13 protein-coding genes are annotated in these 14,877 nt (G+C 59.7%); 9 read left to right on the top strand and 4 right to left on the bottom strand.

The genetic code is table 11. The annotated features are described in order from the left end of the window. The first annotated feature begins 164 nt into the window (after positions 1-164). The 5 genes from EJ073_RS13995 (at position 165) to EJ073_RS13970 (ending at position 6,074) form a co-directional block, all read left to right on the top strand. Positions 165-1,058 (top strand): intradiol ring-cleavage dioxygenase, encoded by an 894-nt coding sequence (locus tag EJ073_RS13995; RefSeq protein WP_126056256.1) that lies wholly within the window; start codon positions 165-167, stop codon positions 1,056-1,058. A gap of 24 nt (positions 1,059-1,082) precedes the next feature. Continuing rightward, on the top strand, positions 1,083-1,865 hold the full coding sequence (locus EJ073_RS13990; RefSeq protein ID WP_018237596.1) for a fumarylacetoacetate hydrolase family protein: 783 nt from the start codon (positions 1,083-1,085) through the stop codon (positions 1,863-1,865). Positions 1,866-1,873: 8 nt separating this feature from the next. Beyond that, entirely contained in the window at positions 1,874-2,668 is a 795-nt protein-coding gene (hpaI, locus tag EJ073_RS13985; protein WP_126056255.1) for a 4-hydroxy-2-oxoheptanedioate aldolase, read from the top strand. After that, entirely contained in the window at positions 2,652-3,335 is a 684-nt protein-coding gene (locus EJ073_RS13980; protein WP_126056254.1) for a transporter substrate-binding domain-containing protein, read from the top strand. The genes hpaI and EJ073_RS13980 overlap by 17 nt, the downstream gene beginning before the upstream one ends. 1,005 nt (positions 3,336-4,340) lie before the next feature. Further along, complete coding sequence (locus EJ073_RS13970) at positions 4,341-6,074, top strand: adenylate/guanylate cyclase domain-containing protein (protein WP_126056253.1); 1,734 nt, start codon at positions 4,341-4,343, stop codon at positions 6,072-6,074. A 117-nt stretch (positions 6,075-6,191) separates the two neighbouring features. On the opposite strand, the gene EJ073_RS13965 is transcribed toward EJ073_RS13970, so the two are convergent. Further along, positions 6,192-6,488, bottom strand: coding sequence for a hypothetical protein (locus EJ073_RS13965; protein ID WP_126056252.1), 297 nt, complete (start codon positions 6,486-6,488; stop codon positions 6,192-6,194). 73 nt (positions 6,489-6,561) lie between these two features. Continuing rightward, positions 6,562-8,253, bottom strand: coding sequence for a winged helix-turn-helix domain-containing protein (locus EJ073_RS13960; RefSeq protein WP_126056251.1), 1,692 nt, complete (start codon positions 8,251-8,253; stop codon positions 6,562-6,564). Positions 8,254-8,416: 163 nt separating this feature from the next. On the opposite strand from EJ073_RS13960, the gene EJ073_RS13955 reads away from it, so the two are divergent. Beyond that, the gene (locus EJ073_RS13955) at positions 8,417-8,764 is read left to right on the top strand and encodes a hypothetical protein (protein ID WP_126056250.1); all 348 of its coding nucleotides are present in this window, start codon (positions 8,417-8,419) and stop codon (positions 8,762-8,764) included. 831 nt (positions 8,765-9,595) lie between these two features. Here the strand turns inward: EJ073_RS13955 and EJ073_RS13950 are convergent. Then, positions 9,596-9,817, bottom strand: a complete 222-nt coding sequence (locus tag EJ073_RS13950) for a helix-turn-helix transcriptional regulator (RefSeq protein WP_126056249.1) — start codon at positions 9,815-9,817, stop codon at positions 9,596-9,598. Positions 9,818-10,328: 511 nt separating this feature from the next. Here EJ073_RS13950 and EJ073_RS13945 point away from each other — a divergent pair. From EJ073_RS13945 to EJ073_RS13935, 3 genes are read left to right on the top strand one after another with little or no spacing between them, the layout of a single operon-like run. Then, positions 10,329-11,435: a polyamine ABC transporter substrate-binding protein gene (locus tag EJ073_RS13945; RefSeq protein ID WP_126056248.1), complete on the top strand. Its 1,107-nt coding sequence runs from the start codon at positions 10,329-10,331 to the stop codon at positions 11,433-11,435. Between the two features lie 5 nt (positions 11,436-11,440). After that, the gene (locus EJ073_RS13940; RefSeq protein WP_126056247.1) at positions 11,441-11,779 is read left to right on the top strand and encodes a hypothetical protein; all 339 of its coding nucleotides are present in this window, start codon (positions 11,441-11,443) and stop codon (positions 11,777-11,779) included. Beyond that, positions 11,776-13,806, top strand: coding sequence for a N,N-dimethylformamidase beta subunit family domain-containing protein (locus tag EJ073_RS13935; RefSeq protein WP_126056246.1), 2,031 nt, complete (start codon positions 11,776-11,778; stop codon positions 13,804-13,806). Before EJ073_RS13940 ends, EJ073_RS13935 begins: the two co-directional genes overlap by 4 nt. Before the next feature lie 9 nt (positions 13,807-13,815). Here EJ073_RS13935 and EJ073_RS13930 read toward each other — a convergent pair whose 3' ends face one another. After that, positions 13,816-14,520, bottom strand: a complete 705-nt coding sequence (locus tag EJ073_RS13930) for a TetR/AcrR family transcriptional regulator (RefSeq protein WP_126056245.1) — start codon at positions 14,518-14,520, stop codon at positions 13,816-13,818. Between the last annotated feature and the right edge of the window lie 357 nt (positions 14,521-14,877).

The following is a 14,877-nucleotide window of genomic DNA, read 5'->3' as shown; positions in this document are numbered from 1 at the left end:
CCACGAGGTAACCTCGCTTCCTTCGATTAAATAGAGTTAAATCAACAATTTAGACGTGTTCGTCTCGATTATTTTGGCATCTTGGTGTCACGACAATGCGCCACGGTGGCCTTGACAGATAATCGATTATTTTGATAGTCGGGCAAATCGGGAGGTAGCCCCTTATGGTAATCAAAACCGAAAGCGATCTGACGCCAGCCGTCCTCGCTGTGATGAATCGCACTGAAGACCCCCGCCTGCGAGAAATCCTCGTGTCGATGGTCGCGCATCTTCATGCTTTCGTGCGCGAGGTTCGACTGACTGAGGTCGAGTTTCGGGAGGCGACAGCCATGCTGAACGAGATCGGGCAACTGCATACTGATCACCACAACGAGTTTGTGCTGATGGCCGGTTCTCTTGGCGTGTCTTCACTTGTCTGCCTGCTGAACAATGGCGACAGAGGACAGACCGAGACCTCCCAGTCGCTGTTGGGTCCATTCTGGCGCCTCAACTCTCCGCGAGTCGAAAATGGCGCGTCGATCATCCGATCCGAGACGCCGGGCACTCCCTTATTCGTGCATGCCAAGGTCGTTGACCGCGACGGTAAGCCAATTGCCGGCGCTGAAGTGGATGTCTGGCATGCATCTCCCGTCGGTCTTTATGAAAACCAGGACCCGGACCAGGCCGAGATGAACTTGCGCGGCAAATTCACGACCGACGAGCAAGGTCGGTTCTGGTTCAGGACCGTCAAGATGGTCGGGTATCCGATCCCGGTCGATGGCGTGGTCGGACGCCTGCTCAAAGCTCAGGGACGCCATCCGTACCGACCCGCGCACCTGCACGCACTGATCTTCAAGTATGGATACAAGACGCTGATTTCCCAGGTCTTCGACCCCAGCGACCCGAACATCGGCTCCGATGTTCAGTTCGGTGTCACGGCAGCGTTGACCGGCGACTTCGTTCGTCATGAGGAGCCCCATCCGACCGAAGCGGATATTCCTGGTCCGTGGTTCTCGCTCGACTACACCTATGCCATGGAGCCCGGCGAAGCCGTTTTGCCGCGTCCCCCGATCAAATAAATCACAATCAGCTGAGCAAACGATATGATCACCGAAGAAGAACGCCGGGCCGCGGCAGACGCGCTGCTCAAAGCTGAAATCGAGCGCAAGCCGATCATACAGCCCAGCGAGACCTACCCGAACCTCGAGCTCGAGGACGCCTACCGAATTCAGGCTTTGTGGGCGGAGGCGAGGGTAGCCAAGGGCGCACGGATCGTCGGGCATAAGATTGGCCTGACGTCACGCGCAATGCAGATGGCTTCGAAGATGACGGAGCCGGACTATGGCTGCATTCTTGACGATGCGCTTTACAACGACGGAGCGCAGATCAGGGCTGACTTGTTTATCAAGCCGCGCCTTGAGGTCGAGCTGGCCTTTGTTATGGGTGAGGATCTCGTCGGGCCCGGCACCAGGATCTATGACGTCATGCGTGCGACCGAATTCGTTGTCCCGGCGCTCGAGATTATCGACTATCGGACCGAAGTCCCTCGAGCGATCACGGATACAATTGCGGACAACGCGGCTTTCGGCGCCCTCGTCGTTGGCGGCCGTATAATTCGCCCGATGGACATCGATATCCGTTGGGTCGGAGCGACTCTTTCCAAGAACGGCATCATCGAGGAGTCGGGCGTGTCGGCGGCGATCATGGGACATCCGGCAGCCGGCATCGCGTGGCTGGTCAACAAACTTCATGCTGTGGGCGGTGGCCTGAAGAAGGGACAAATAGTCCTGGCCGGCTCCTTCACGCGTCCTGTCGATATCGCGAAAGGTGATGTCATCCAGGCCGACTATGGCCCTGTTGGCTCCATCGGTGTGTCGTTCGTGTGAGGTGCCAGTTGGATCATCCCGTCAATCGGTTCAAGCGGAAGCTCCTTGCTGGTCAAAGTCAGATCGGCCTGTGGTGTGGCCTGCCGGGAAACTACGCCGCGGAAATCGTCGCGCCTTCAGGTTTCGATTGGCTCCTGTTCGATACGGAACATTCCCCGGGTGACGTTCTGACCGTCCTGCCACAATTGCAAGCGGTCGCATCATACGACGTTTCCCCAGTCGTCCGCCCGGCCATCAACGACCCCGTTCTGATCAAGCGCTTCCTGGATATCGGCGTTCAGACACTGCTCATCCCCTACGTTCAGAACGCTGAAGAGGCGAAAGCCGCAGTCGCGGCCGTGCGATATCCTCCGGATGGAATTCGTGGTGTTTCTGCGCTGACACGCGCCACTCGTTTCGGCCGAGTTGCGCACTATGCGCAAAATGCGGAACGGGAAATTTGCCTGTTGCTGCAAGTTGAGACGCGGGAAGCGCTTGGCAACCTCGAGTCGATTGCTTCGGTAGAGGGAGTGGATGGCGTATTCGTAGGACCGGCAGACCTTGCAGCGAGTTTCGGACACAGGGGACAACCGAGCCACCCGGAGGTGGTCGATGCAATTGTCGGCGCGATTGAACGCCTGAAAGCGTTGGGCAAGCCTGCGGGCATTCTTACCCCGGATGAGAAGTTCGCGGCACGGTGCATCTCGCTGGGAACACTATTTACTGCCGTTGGTGTCGATGTCGCTGTTCTGGCGAGGGGATCGGAAGCACTCGCGGCACGATTTGCATCGCAAGGAGCGCCCCGCGATGCCGGAACGCGATGAACTCCTCACTGAAATCGCACCGACGGGAGTCATCAGAGCCGCGGTCAACATGTCGAATGCCGCACTTGTCCAACTCGATCCAGTGACAGGCGTTCTAACAGGACCGAGCGCGCGGATCGCGATCACACTTGCGGAAGAACTCGACTGCTGTTTGTCGCTGGTTCGATACGGATCGGCCGCTGACATTCTTGCGGCTGCCGAAGGCAACGAGTGGGACGTTGCATTCATTGCTCCCGATCCGTCACGTGCCGACATGTTATCCTTCTCGGCCCCCTATACCACCGTGACCGCCAGCTTTCTGGTGTCAGACAGCAGCCCGCTAGGCAGCGTGGGGGACGTCGACGTCGAAGGGGTGCGCATCGCCGCCGCCAAAACCGCTGCGTATACAAAGCAGCTTGAGCGACAGGTTAGAAATGCGATCCTCCTCCAAACCGAAAATCCCGCCTCCGCCCTGCACATGCTTATGTCCTCCCAGTGCGATGCTGCTGCGGGCTTGACTGAGTCCCTGTCACGTTTCTGCGAAGAGAATCCAGGTTTCCGCGTTGTTGAGGGGACATTCTCGAAAGTGCCTCAGGCGATCGCTGTCCATCGGAGGTGCGTTCACGCTTCAACATTCCTGTCGGACTTCATCCAGCAGCATTGCAGTGCGGGTAAGCCGAGCAATTGAAGAGAGAGCCGCAGGGCGCTGTCGAGCACGTTTCTCGTCAACGGCCCTTCGGTAGAGACACTCTCCCAGGCGCGGTTCACCGGGAAACGATCGCGCGAGGCCTTGAGGCCGACGACGCCGCAGCAGGCAGCAGGGATCCGAATTGGATCCCTGCTGCCTGCTGCGGGCTCGCTGATCTCGTTTAGATCGCCTCGCGCGGTACCGTGGGGACCCAACCTGGGATCTATGGAACCGCATCCGTCCCGACGATGCCCCCCTCATTCTCGAGAACGCTGATCCTTCTGACTTCGGAGCGGTTGAGTTTCAGGCGAACCCCGATGGAGCAGGCCAGCTCTTTTGGTTCGCGATGGATGGATCGCTCCAGCGGGGCGTGATAGATTGTGCTGACGGTACTTTTTGCGTTCGAGTCCAGTGTGCGACCGAACACCGTGAGAGCGAAAATCGGCCGATTGACACCGATAGTTGCGGAAATCTCAAAAGAATTTTTGCGACAATTTTCTCTTTAAAATCAATATCGCAACTTTTTGGCGGCCTGCGTGTCGGAAATTCAGGCCAATACGAAGAAAAAACCCATCTAAATCAATGATTTAGATGGGTTTAAAACAATTGAGTAGGGAGTAGAGGGAAAACGGCGGCAATAGCGTAGTTTCGGCGGCGATTTTCGCTGCCCTATGAATTGCCTTCGTGTCCGTATCTGCCTCCTACTCGACTGAGAATCTCCAGCTCCGATGGGGCAGACGCGATCTGCGGCCATATTCCGGATCAAGTAAAGTGCTTTCGAACGGTTCGAGCGCTGTGAAGTACAATAGCGTTTATAAGGCCGTGTCTGCTTAGCGCCGCATCTCGGCCGTGTAGATCCGCTTTGCCGTTTCCTGAAAGCTGACGTCGCAGGCGACCACTCCAAGGTCGCGGTTGCGCCACAAGCCGACTTGGCTCGCCGCTCCATTGCAGCACAATTCCTGAGACGTGATATCTTTCTCATTCGAAGGCAGGTGATGAACCAAAATGCGGAAGATCGCAGCGATTCTGGTAGCGGATGTGGTTGGCTATAGCCGCCTCGCAGAAGCGGATGAGGATCGGACACTTGCGCGGCTGCGGGTTCTGCGGAACGACTTGCTCGATCCGACGATCGCCGCACACGATGGACGAGTGGTCAAGCGTACTGGAGACGGCGCTCTCGTGGAGTTCCGCAGCGTTGTCGAGGCCGTGCGTTGCGCTGCTGAGATGCAGGAAGGCATGGTCGAATGGAACACAGGACTGCCTCTCGATGAGCGCATTGAATTCCGCATCGGCATCCACGTCGGCGATGTCGTCGAGGAGAGTGACGGAGACCTGATGGGCGACGGAATAAACATCGCTGCCCGCCTGGAAGGCTTGGCGAAGCCGAACGGAATCTGCTTGTCGGGTTCGGCCTACGAGCAGGTACGTGAAAAGCTCAAGGAACAGTTTGTCGATCTGGGCGAGCAGACCTTGAAAAACATCGCCAGGCCAGTGCGCGCCTATCACATGCTGTCCGGTACCGCATCGACGGAACCGGAAGTCGCACGAGGGCGACTAGTCCAGCAGGACAAGCCTTCGATCGCCGTCCTCCCCTTCCAGAACATGAGTGGCGATGTCGAGCAGCAATACCTCTGCGACGGGCTTACAGAGGACCTGATCACAGAGCTTTCACGCTTCCGGCAGATGCAGGTTGCGTCGCGCAATTCGTCCTCCCGCTTCCGCGGAGACGACGTTGACATGATGCGAGCGGGACGCGAACTCAGCGTGCAGTACCTCGTCGAAGGCAGTGTCCGCCGTATGGGAACGCGCATCCGGATAACGGCCCAATTGATCGATGCCACGACGGGCAATCACGTCTGGGCAGAGCGTTATGACAGTGTGCAAGACGAGATATTCGATGTCCAGGATCGCATTGTTCGCACTATCGTCGGAACACTTGTAGGACGAATGACGGCCGCGCGCACCGAGGTGGTCCTGCGCAAGCCCCCAGCCAGCCTGGCGGCCTATGAATGTGTCCTGCGCGGTGATGCGTTGCCAATTGGGACGCCGGAGATTGAGGCAGAGGCACGGCATTACTTCGAAAGGGCCGTCGAACTCGACCCCAGCTACGCTCGTGCCTACGCATTGTTGTCGTCAGCTATCGAGCGAGAGTGGTTTCTCGACATGAGTGGTTCGAACCGCTTGCGCGACGAGGCGTTCGAGATGGCGCGGATAGCCGTCGCGCTCGATGAAAACGACCATCTTTGCCAACTAGTAATGGCTTGGGCACAGGTCGATCGCGGCGCCTACGAAGTGGGTGAACAGCATTTCGCCAAGGCCATTTCTCTAAATCCAAACCATCCGGTCAATCACACCGACTTGGCGATGTTCTATAACTATCGCGGCGAAACCGAGAGAGCCATTGAGGGGATGCTGGAGGCGAAGCGCCTCGACCCATTCTTCAACCCTTCTTGGTATTGGGGCGAACTCGCCGCCGTCTACTTCAACGCGCGCCGCTATGACGACGCCATTGTCAACATGCGCCGATCAAGTTCTTTGACGTTCTCGAAAGAGGTTTGGTTCGCCGCAAGCTACGCAATGGCTGGCAAGCCCGATCTTGCGAGAGATCGCGTTGCTGGTTTGCTGCGGCGGATCCCAGAATTCTCCACTGCCAGATACGTGGCCAAGGAGCCGCTGTTTCGCATCGAAGACCGCCAGCATCTAGCTGAAGGCATGCGCACAGCGGGCTTGCCGGAATGACCGCATTGGGTCAATTTCGGACTTGGGCCACCTGGGCTGAACGTCCGTTATTGTTCCTCGGACGCCAAAAAACCGCCATTCCGCCATCGGCCCCATTGTTGCCCTGCGCTCGGCAGCCTACGGAAAGAGCTCGAAGTGCTCGACTTGAGCAGACTCGATCAACTCGGCTTCATCGCCATGATAAATCGCGTTATTCCAGTCTGGCCCGATAGCGGCCTTCACCGACTCCAGACCATCCCAGACCATCACCATGCAGAACGTCCTGCCCGCACTCTCCGCAGGTGGCTTACCGGGGTAAAAGGCGATGAGGCCCGCCTGCTTCCTCAGCCAGGGAATAGAAAGCGACTCAACACGCTCCTGCCAGAGACGCTGCTTTCCAGCAAAGACCGTGCCGCGATAAATGCGGATAATCACGGCGATACCTCCTTACGGTGCCTTCGTGCGAACAGAATGCGCCCCCTCGATCATGCAGACTGTCGCTTGCCGTCTACGGCGACTTGCATCCGAGCAACCGGACCGGCTTCTCAAGTTTGGCGAGGTCCTCAGACTTGGCACAGCGTGGAAAGCCGGCGAGGCTCATCGTTTCGATCAGCCGGTTCCGCTGTACCTCGGTGAAGGGGAGGTTGGCGATTATTCCCTCTATGCTCAAGTCCGGATACTTCTGGAGGGTGAACGCGACAAGCGTCCGCGCCTCATCCGTCCGGCCCAGAGCCGCAAGCGCGGCAGCTCGAAACGTCCCCACCCAGCGATCGTAATTGTCAGGGCCGAGCCGGTCCGTCATGCGCAGGGCGTCCTCGTAACGACCGGCCCAGAAGTAGGCGACGTTGAGCGGACGGGTGCTCCACATCGGGAAGTTCGGGTTCAGGCTGATCGCCCTGTCGGCCAATTCGGCTCCGCGTTCGGGCTCGCCGAACATGGCCGCCCAGGTAACGTAGAAGGTCAGGATCTCGAACTCGTTCGGCGCCATGCTGAGGGCTGTGTCGAACTCCGCCTTCGCCTTCGCCAGATCGGCGCTCTCGGCCAGGGTAATCGCGCGGACCACATGCGCCTCTGCGTCACCTGGGTCGAGCGTGACCGCGCGCATCGCAGCATCGGCAGCCAGCTTTTGGTTCCGCAGGGGCTCCACCCCGAAGCCGGCAAGGACCTTGTGGGCGTGCGAAAGCTCGATCCAAGCCCGGGCGAGGGAGGGATCAAGCTCCAGCGACCTTGTGAGAAGCCGGATCGCCTCTTCCAGATCGTCGCGATTGACCCGCTCGAGCCGCTCGGTGCCGAGAAGGTAGAGCTCGTAGGCGTTGAGGTTCGCTGGCGGCTTGCGATGCGCCTCCCGGCGGCCCGCCACTTGAATCAGGCCCGCGCCACCACCGAGCCGGTTCGAGACCTGCTCGGCGATCTCGGTCTGAATCGCGAAAAAGTCGTTTTCGGGCCGATCCCACCGGTCCGACCAGATGTGCTTGCCGGTCGCAGTTTCAACAAGTTGCGCCGTGATGCGCACGCGATCGGCCTGGCGCTGGATCGAGCCCTCGACGATGAAGTCAGCATTGAGAGCCGCCCCCACTTCTTTCGTGTTAGACGTCTTCTCCTTGTAAGCTGTGGTCGTATTGCTAGCTATCACCCGAAATTCTGGAAATCGGGCAAGGTCAGTGATGATGTCCTCGGTCAGGCCGTCAGCCAGCCGCTGCTGGTCCGCATCACCACCGATCATCCCAAATGGCAGCACCGCAATGGAGGGCAGAACTGCCCCGGCGCCACTCTCATCGGCGCGATGATTAAAGCCCCAGAGGAGTCCTGCCGCAAACAAGGCAATGGCAAGAGCTATGATGGCCGCCGACCGACTCCGGCCTGTCGGTTCGATCGGCCATTCCGCGGCGTCAATTGCGAGTCTGTACCCGCGTTTTGGCACTACCTTGAGAGCCATCTGGTTCTTATCGCGCAGTGCCCGGCGGATATCACCGATGCATTGCACCAAGCTGTCGTCGGTTACTGCAATGCCAGGCCATATCGCTTGCATAAGCTCGTCTTTTGTGACGACGCGATCAGTGTGCCTGCTGAGGTATTCAAGCACCGCGAAGGCTTGCGAGCGCAAGACCACATCCTTGCCTTGGCTGTCGCGCAAAATCCCGGCGGCAAAATCGAGAGTGATGCCGTTCACCACGATTGTCTTGGATGAGCGCGGATTCATCCCGCATCTCTTTGCATGCGCAGAACGTCGAACCCTTGATCATGAGCATATCAAACTCCAGATCGGGAGAAAATCGGCGTTTGATCGGTTTCCTTTCGTTACACCAAGGTTGTCTTGGCCGATCATGCCGACTAGCGACGAGGGGTAGCAGGTCCAACTTTTGATGGCTTCGAAACCCACGGCTGTACTGGCAGCAGCTTGCGCGTTGATATCGGGCGGAAGCGCGGGCGCGCATGATGCGGTGCGCGGCTGGCCTTATCCGCCAGCTTGCTGCAAGGGAGATGACCTGGGAGGCGATTGCGAGCGCATCCCGGGCGCATCGGTGAAGACTGGACCGAGCGGCTTTTCCGTTACACTACTCCCTGGCGACCACCACCTGGTGACTCGACAGCATTTGTTTCAGATTCCGTATAGAGACGCGCTGCCGTCCGGTGACCACGATTTTCATATCTGCCTGCATCCAAGTGAGGAGTATATGAACTGCTTCTTCGCGCCGCCCGATTCGATTTGACGGCGAGTTCCGTAGTGAGAGTAGTTCTTGCAAGTATCGGACGTCCGCTGGGGCGCAAAGCGGTCGGCGCTACGCTGGGTGAAAAGGTCGGCTTTCTAGCCCAATCATCCCGAAAGCGGAGGTTCCGATCTCGGCCCATTTTCGGCAGTCGAATGATCGAGTTTGCGAGGGCTCAAGCATCGCGTTAAGTTGCGGCCGGCGTCGGCACCCTGACGGTACTTTTTGAAAGCAATGGGAGCACACGTTCCGGTGCGGTGGCAAGGTCAAAAGTCCGATTGATCTCGATAGTCCACGGAACCTCAAAAATTTTTTCGCCAAAAATTTCCCTTTAAAATCAATACCGTAGGTTTTTGACGGGCTCGGGGTCAGCTTTAGGCGCAGCAAGAAAGAAAAAACCCAGCTAGATCAATGGCCTAGCTGGGATAAAAACAATTGAGTGGGAGTAGGGGCTGCCATCGCTCTGATGCCTTCTCAAAAGTCTCAGCCGTTCCCCCCGGAAGCCCGTCCGGACGCCGCATTTGACGCAGTGGAGCGACATCCAGCGGAAGCTGTAGTCGGGTAGACGATCATTTGCGTGACCTCGATGCCGGCGCCAATTTCATAGTCGTTCATGAACACCCGGTCGCCGGTCATCAGCGCTAGGCCTTGATAACGGAATGCCGCCGGACCGGCGCGCGCGGATCGCCGATACGCTCCAGCCAGCGATAGAACAAATGCTCGTCCTGCGGTTGCCGACCAGGCCGCGGATGATCCGGCGGGGGTCGACATCGACCAACAATATTCGAAGAAGGTGCCGGTCAGCTGGAAAGATGCGCGGATCGTTTCGCGCCGCTATGCGGTCGAAACGCGTGCGCGACAGGCTGTCGGAGCGAGCCCCTTCAGCTTGACGATCGCCGCGAAGTCGGACTGCGGCAAACGGATCTCGTGATTCTCGACGCTGAAATAGTCGCAGATCCTGCGCATCAGCGGCGGCCGCGGCGTCGAGGAGCCGGAGAGATAGCGGTTCAGCTGGCTGCGATTGGCTAACCTTGAGGGTTCGACAGCCCACATCACGGCATTGGTACCGAAAATCGGGTATGCCTAGGCAGCCGAACTTGCGAAAGAGATGCTGTCCGCGGACAGGTACCGATACCGACCACGGCTTGATCGGTGAGGCATGGAGCAGCCCTTTGCGTGTTGCTTTCCGTCTGACAAGACGAGCGAGACCTCCATCGGAGTCCTTGCGAGCGAGGCGGTGCTCTCTGCCCATGAGGTTCTCGGTGACCACGACGGTGGTATTCTTGACTGCCGCGCGCGCTTTGGTAGGCGACCTCGACCAAATTCGATTTGTTCAGCCAGGGCTTCGACTTCGCACGGGTGAAACGCCCGGTAGCTGGAAGTCACGCAATGCCCGCCAGGGCCTCCGGACAATTGAGGTTCGGGAGCTCCGGCGAATGGACCTCCGCCGGAGCACGCACATTCCCGAACATGTCGACCAAGAGCGCGGGGACCATGACTTGACAATCTGGCGGGGCACATGATTTATTTGGATGGACAGATAAAAAATAACTAAAGGGGAATACCGATGCTAATCCCGCGATTGTGGGGCTTTTCGCTCGTCATCGCCGTTGCCATGACCTTCTCCGCGGCGGCGCAGGAAAGGGTGGTCAACATCTACAACTGGTCGGACTACATCGATCCGAAGGTTCTGGACCAGTTTACGGCCGAGACAGGCATCAAGGTCGTTTATGACGTCTATGACGACAACAAGATCCTGGAGACCAAGCTCCTGGCTGGAAGGACCGGCTACGATATCGTCGTTCCCTCGGCCTATTTCCTTCAGCGCCAGATCCTGGCTGGCGTCTATCAGCCGCTGGACAGGTCGAAGCTCGCGAATGAGAAAAACCTGTGGCCCGCGCTTATGAAGCGGATGGAGCTTTACGATCCGGGCAACCGATACGCCATCAACCTGATGTGGGGCACCACTGGCATCGGCGTGAACGTCGACAAGGTCAAGGCCGCACTCGGAAGCGTTCCCGATAGTTGGAGCCTGGTATTCGATCCCGCCAACATGGCCAAGCTTCAGGGCTGCGGCGTCACGATGCTCGACGCGCCCGACGATGTGCTGCCGGCGGCATTGAACTATCTCGGCCTCGATCCGAACTCGAAGAATGTCGATGATCTACAGAAGGCCGCCGACGTCGTCGCCAAGGTCCGTCCCTATATCCGCAACTTCACCTCGTCGGCCTATATCGAGGGTCTGGCGACGGGAGACATCTGCGTCGCGATCGGCTGGTCCGGCGACGTCCTGCAGGCGCGCGACCGTGCGCTCGAAGCGGCCAAGGGCCTCGGCACCAAGCCGATCAACGTTGCCTACATACTACCCAAGGAAGGCGGGCAAATCTGGTTCGACAGCGTTGCCATCCCGGCAGATGCGCCTCACCCCGACGAGGCGCACCAGTTCCTGAACTTCATCATGCGCCCTGAGATCGCGGCCCAGATCAGCAACTACGTTCGTTATGCCAGCGGCAACCTTGCGGCCAAGGACAGGATCGATCCGGCCATGGTCAACGATCCGACCGTCTATCCGGGGGATCAGGTCATGAACCGGCTCTACGTGATCACCATGTACGACAATGCAGTGACCCGCGCGATGACCCGCATGTGGACGCGCATTGCCACCCAACAATGAGCGGCATGTCGGTTGTCGAGCAACTCGATCTGCGGCCGCGGCGTGAGCTTTTCGATGAATTCATGCGAAACCCCGGCGGCCCGCACTGTCCCGAACTGGCGCGCCTGCTGAAGGTGATGCGGTCGCGAACGACCATGCCATGGGTGGCGGCCATCGAGTGTCCGGCAGGCTACCGCCTGGTAGGATTGTCGGGCAGGGGACGACCGCTGGAGTTCCTCAGCGACGAGAGCTTCGCGTCGCTCCACGAGGCCGAAACGGCGGCCTTCGCTATCCGCTGGCGACAATTATTTGGACAAGTGCCGCCGGACGCGGGCTCATGCCAGGGGACTATGCATCAAGCATGAAACGGCTTCTGGGCTATGCCAGCCAATGGTCGGTCAGACCCGGCGATACCGTCGACTTTTTCCTGTCCAGCGAGCCGGAAGAGACCGTCTCGCTAGACATTGTGCGTGTCATCAACGGAGCGCCGGCAGCGCTTGACCTGCGACCGATTCCCGGCGCAACGCTGGGGTCGCGGCCGGTAGCCAATCAGCCGATCCGGACCGGATCCTACCTGACCTTGACCATGCAGGACGGATTCGCCCAACGTGGCGTGACCGTGGCTTTCAGCGTCAAGCCGACACGCGATGCGCTGGCCTGCATCTTGGATACGGGCACTTTGCGTCTGTGGCGCGATGCGGGTGGCAGCTTGGCGCTCGAAGGCGCCGGGGAGCCAAATCGGGTGGCTTGCCACCGAATGGCGCGCGGTAAGTGGCATTCCGTTCGCATCGTGCTGGATGCGATCGAGCAGTCGGCTGTCGTCACGGTGGAAACAGCGTCTGCCGGGCCGGCCTGCACGATCTCCATACCCGTGCCGCTTGGCTGGCAAGGCATCCAACGCCTGTCGCTTGGCGCAAAGACAGACGGCAGTTCGGCACTCGACGGGGTCGTCTCGGGATTCCGGCTGTGGGGCGCCGATGAGTCAAGTCCGGATATTGCCCTCGACTTCCGCGATCGTCTCGACTGCGACCAACTCACCAACCGGGGTACCGCGAAGGTCGGCGCAAGGTTGGTCAACGCACCGACGCGCGGCGTGCCCGGTCCCAACTGGGCGGGACAGGCGTTCTCGCCGGCGGAAGACCAGGCTCTCTATGACGCCGTTCATTTCCACAGCGACGACCTCGAGGATGCCCGATGGGAAGCCAGCGCGAGTTGGGTCATCCCGCCGGGTTTCGAGAGCGGCTCCTACGCGCTGCGCGCAAGAGGATCGACAGAGACGACCTACGTTCCGTTCTTCGTGAACCCTGCTCGGGCGGCGCCATGCAGGCCAGTCGCCTTGCTCGCCTCAACTTTCACCTATCATGCCTATGCCAATCACCGGATCGCGCTTGAAAGCCCGGAATACGAAATCTCGGAGCTGAGCGCCCTGCCGGTCCTCGACGAGGAACTGCAGACCCTGCAGCATATGCCGGAACTCGGGGCGTCACACTATGATCGGCATGTCGACGGTCATCCAATTTACGTGACGACGCGCCGGCGGCCGATCCTCAACATGGCGCCGGACACCAGCAACTGGTCCTATAATGCCGATACCAGCATCACGGCCTTCCTGCACGCTCGCGAAATCGACCACGATATCGTGACCGACGACCTGCTTCACGATGAGGGGGTGTCGGCGCTGGACGGGTGTCGTGTCCTCATCACCGGGACGCATCCGGAATACCTCTCCACGCGCGAATGGGGCGCCCTGGTCGCTTTCCTCGACCGTGGCGGCCGCCTCATCTATCTCGGCGGCAACGGGTTTTACTGGCGCGTGGCTATCGCGCAGGACCGTCCCTGGCTGATGGAGCTTCGCCGGGCGGAATCGGGCGCGCGCTACAACGAGGCCGAACCGGCCGAATATCATATGCAGTTCAGCGGCGAACGCGGCGGCCTCTGGCGCCGGCTCGGCAGGCCGCCGCAAGGTCTGGTCGGGGTCGGCATGGTCGCCGACGGCTGGGACCGTGGAGCAGGCTACAGGCTTACCGACGCAGCGCGCGACCCGCGCGTGGCCTTCGCCTTTGAAGGCGTTCACGGCGACGTCCTCGGCGCCCCCTGCGACGCGCATCCGGGAGCGGCCGGGCAGGAGGTCGATGCCGCCGACCCGGAGTTGGGCACGCCCGATCATGCTCTCGTGGTCGCATCGTCCACCATGCTGGGAGCCGGCTACTACCTTGCGCCGGAGGAAGTGGTATTCCTGCATTCGGCGACCACGGGCGACGTGAACGCCAGGGTCAGGGCAGACCTGACCTTCTTCGAAACACCGGCCGGGGGGCGGTCTTCTCCACGGGTTCGATCGCCTGGGGAGCGGCGATGGCCGCCGAGCAGGGACGGACCGATGTCGGTCGGTTAACTGAAAACGCTATCCGGCGCTTTGCTGATCCGAGGCCGTTCGCTTTCCCCCAGGCTTCAGGTCCGGGAGGAGACGGGTGAGCCCCTTGGTCATCCGCAACCTGGCGGCCTGAACTGACAATGCACTCTGGCCAAGATGCATCTCCAACCAAAGAGAGTCGCACAAGCCGCTGATCAGGCTTGCGTCGGTTGCGGCGTCGGATGCGGCATGCCCGGTTGCCTGCCGCAGCGCCTCGGTCAGGGCAGCGAGATATTCTCGTTCCAATTCGAGGCTTATCTCGCGGTAGCGCCGACGCGGCCCGGCCTCTCCCCAAAAGGCAAACCAGACCGACAGCTTGCTGCGCGAGCAGATCGCCTTATCCAATGGAGCCAACGCCAGGGCCTTCACGCGCTCCACCGTGCCGGCTTCTGAATGCTGCAAGGCAAGCTGCCAGGCAGCGCGAAACTCTGCGGCCAGCATGTCGATCACGCACTCGAACAGGCTTTCCTTGCTGTCGAAATGGAAGTTGACCAGACCATGGGAGAGGCCGGCGTGCCGGGCGATGTCGTAAACGGTGCAGGCCGCAAATCCACGCTCTGCGATTGCTTCCAGGGCGGCTTCGATCAATTGACGGCGGCGCTCGGCGCGCTTTTCCTCGCGCCGAGGCGTGTCTGGGACGGCACGGACGCGATGCGCTGGTCGCCGCCCTTCCTTGGAATCTTCCGTCTTTGACATGGAAGTGGATTAGGCAAGCGAAACGACAGCGTCAAGCGAGGTATCTGGCTCCCAGCGATGTCGACGGAAGCGCGGCCACCTGCCGCAGCTCGAATGTCCTACGGCCTGGCCGACGCTTAACATCGTAATTATGCGGCAGTGCCGATAGTTTGCTCAAGCACACTGTTTACCCTGCACTCTTTTGCGTCACAGTTGCAGTCCAGCGATCAGCCCAGGGCCGGTTGACGATACTTTTTCACGAGATGGAATCCCAGCTTCCTTTCGCGCACAGAAAGAAAACGCGCGATTGATATCGGTAGTCCGCGAAACCTCGAAAAAGATTCCGTCAAGAATTTCTCTTTGAAATCAATACCGTAA

Origin of the sequence: Mesorhizobium sp. M4B.F.Ca.ET.058.02.1.1 (genome assembly GCF_003952505.1) — a bacterium.
Lineage (GTDB): Bacteria > Pseudomonadota > Alphaproteobacteria > Rhizobiales > Rhizobiaceae > Mesorhizobium.
The sequence above is the reverse complement of the archived record's forward strand: the minus strand, read 5'-3'. Positions and strand labels throughout refer to the sequence as shown.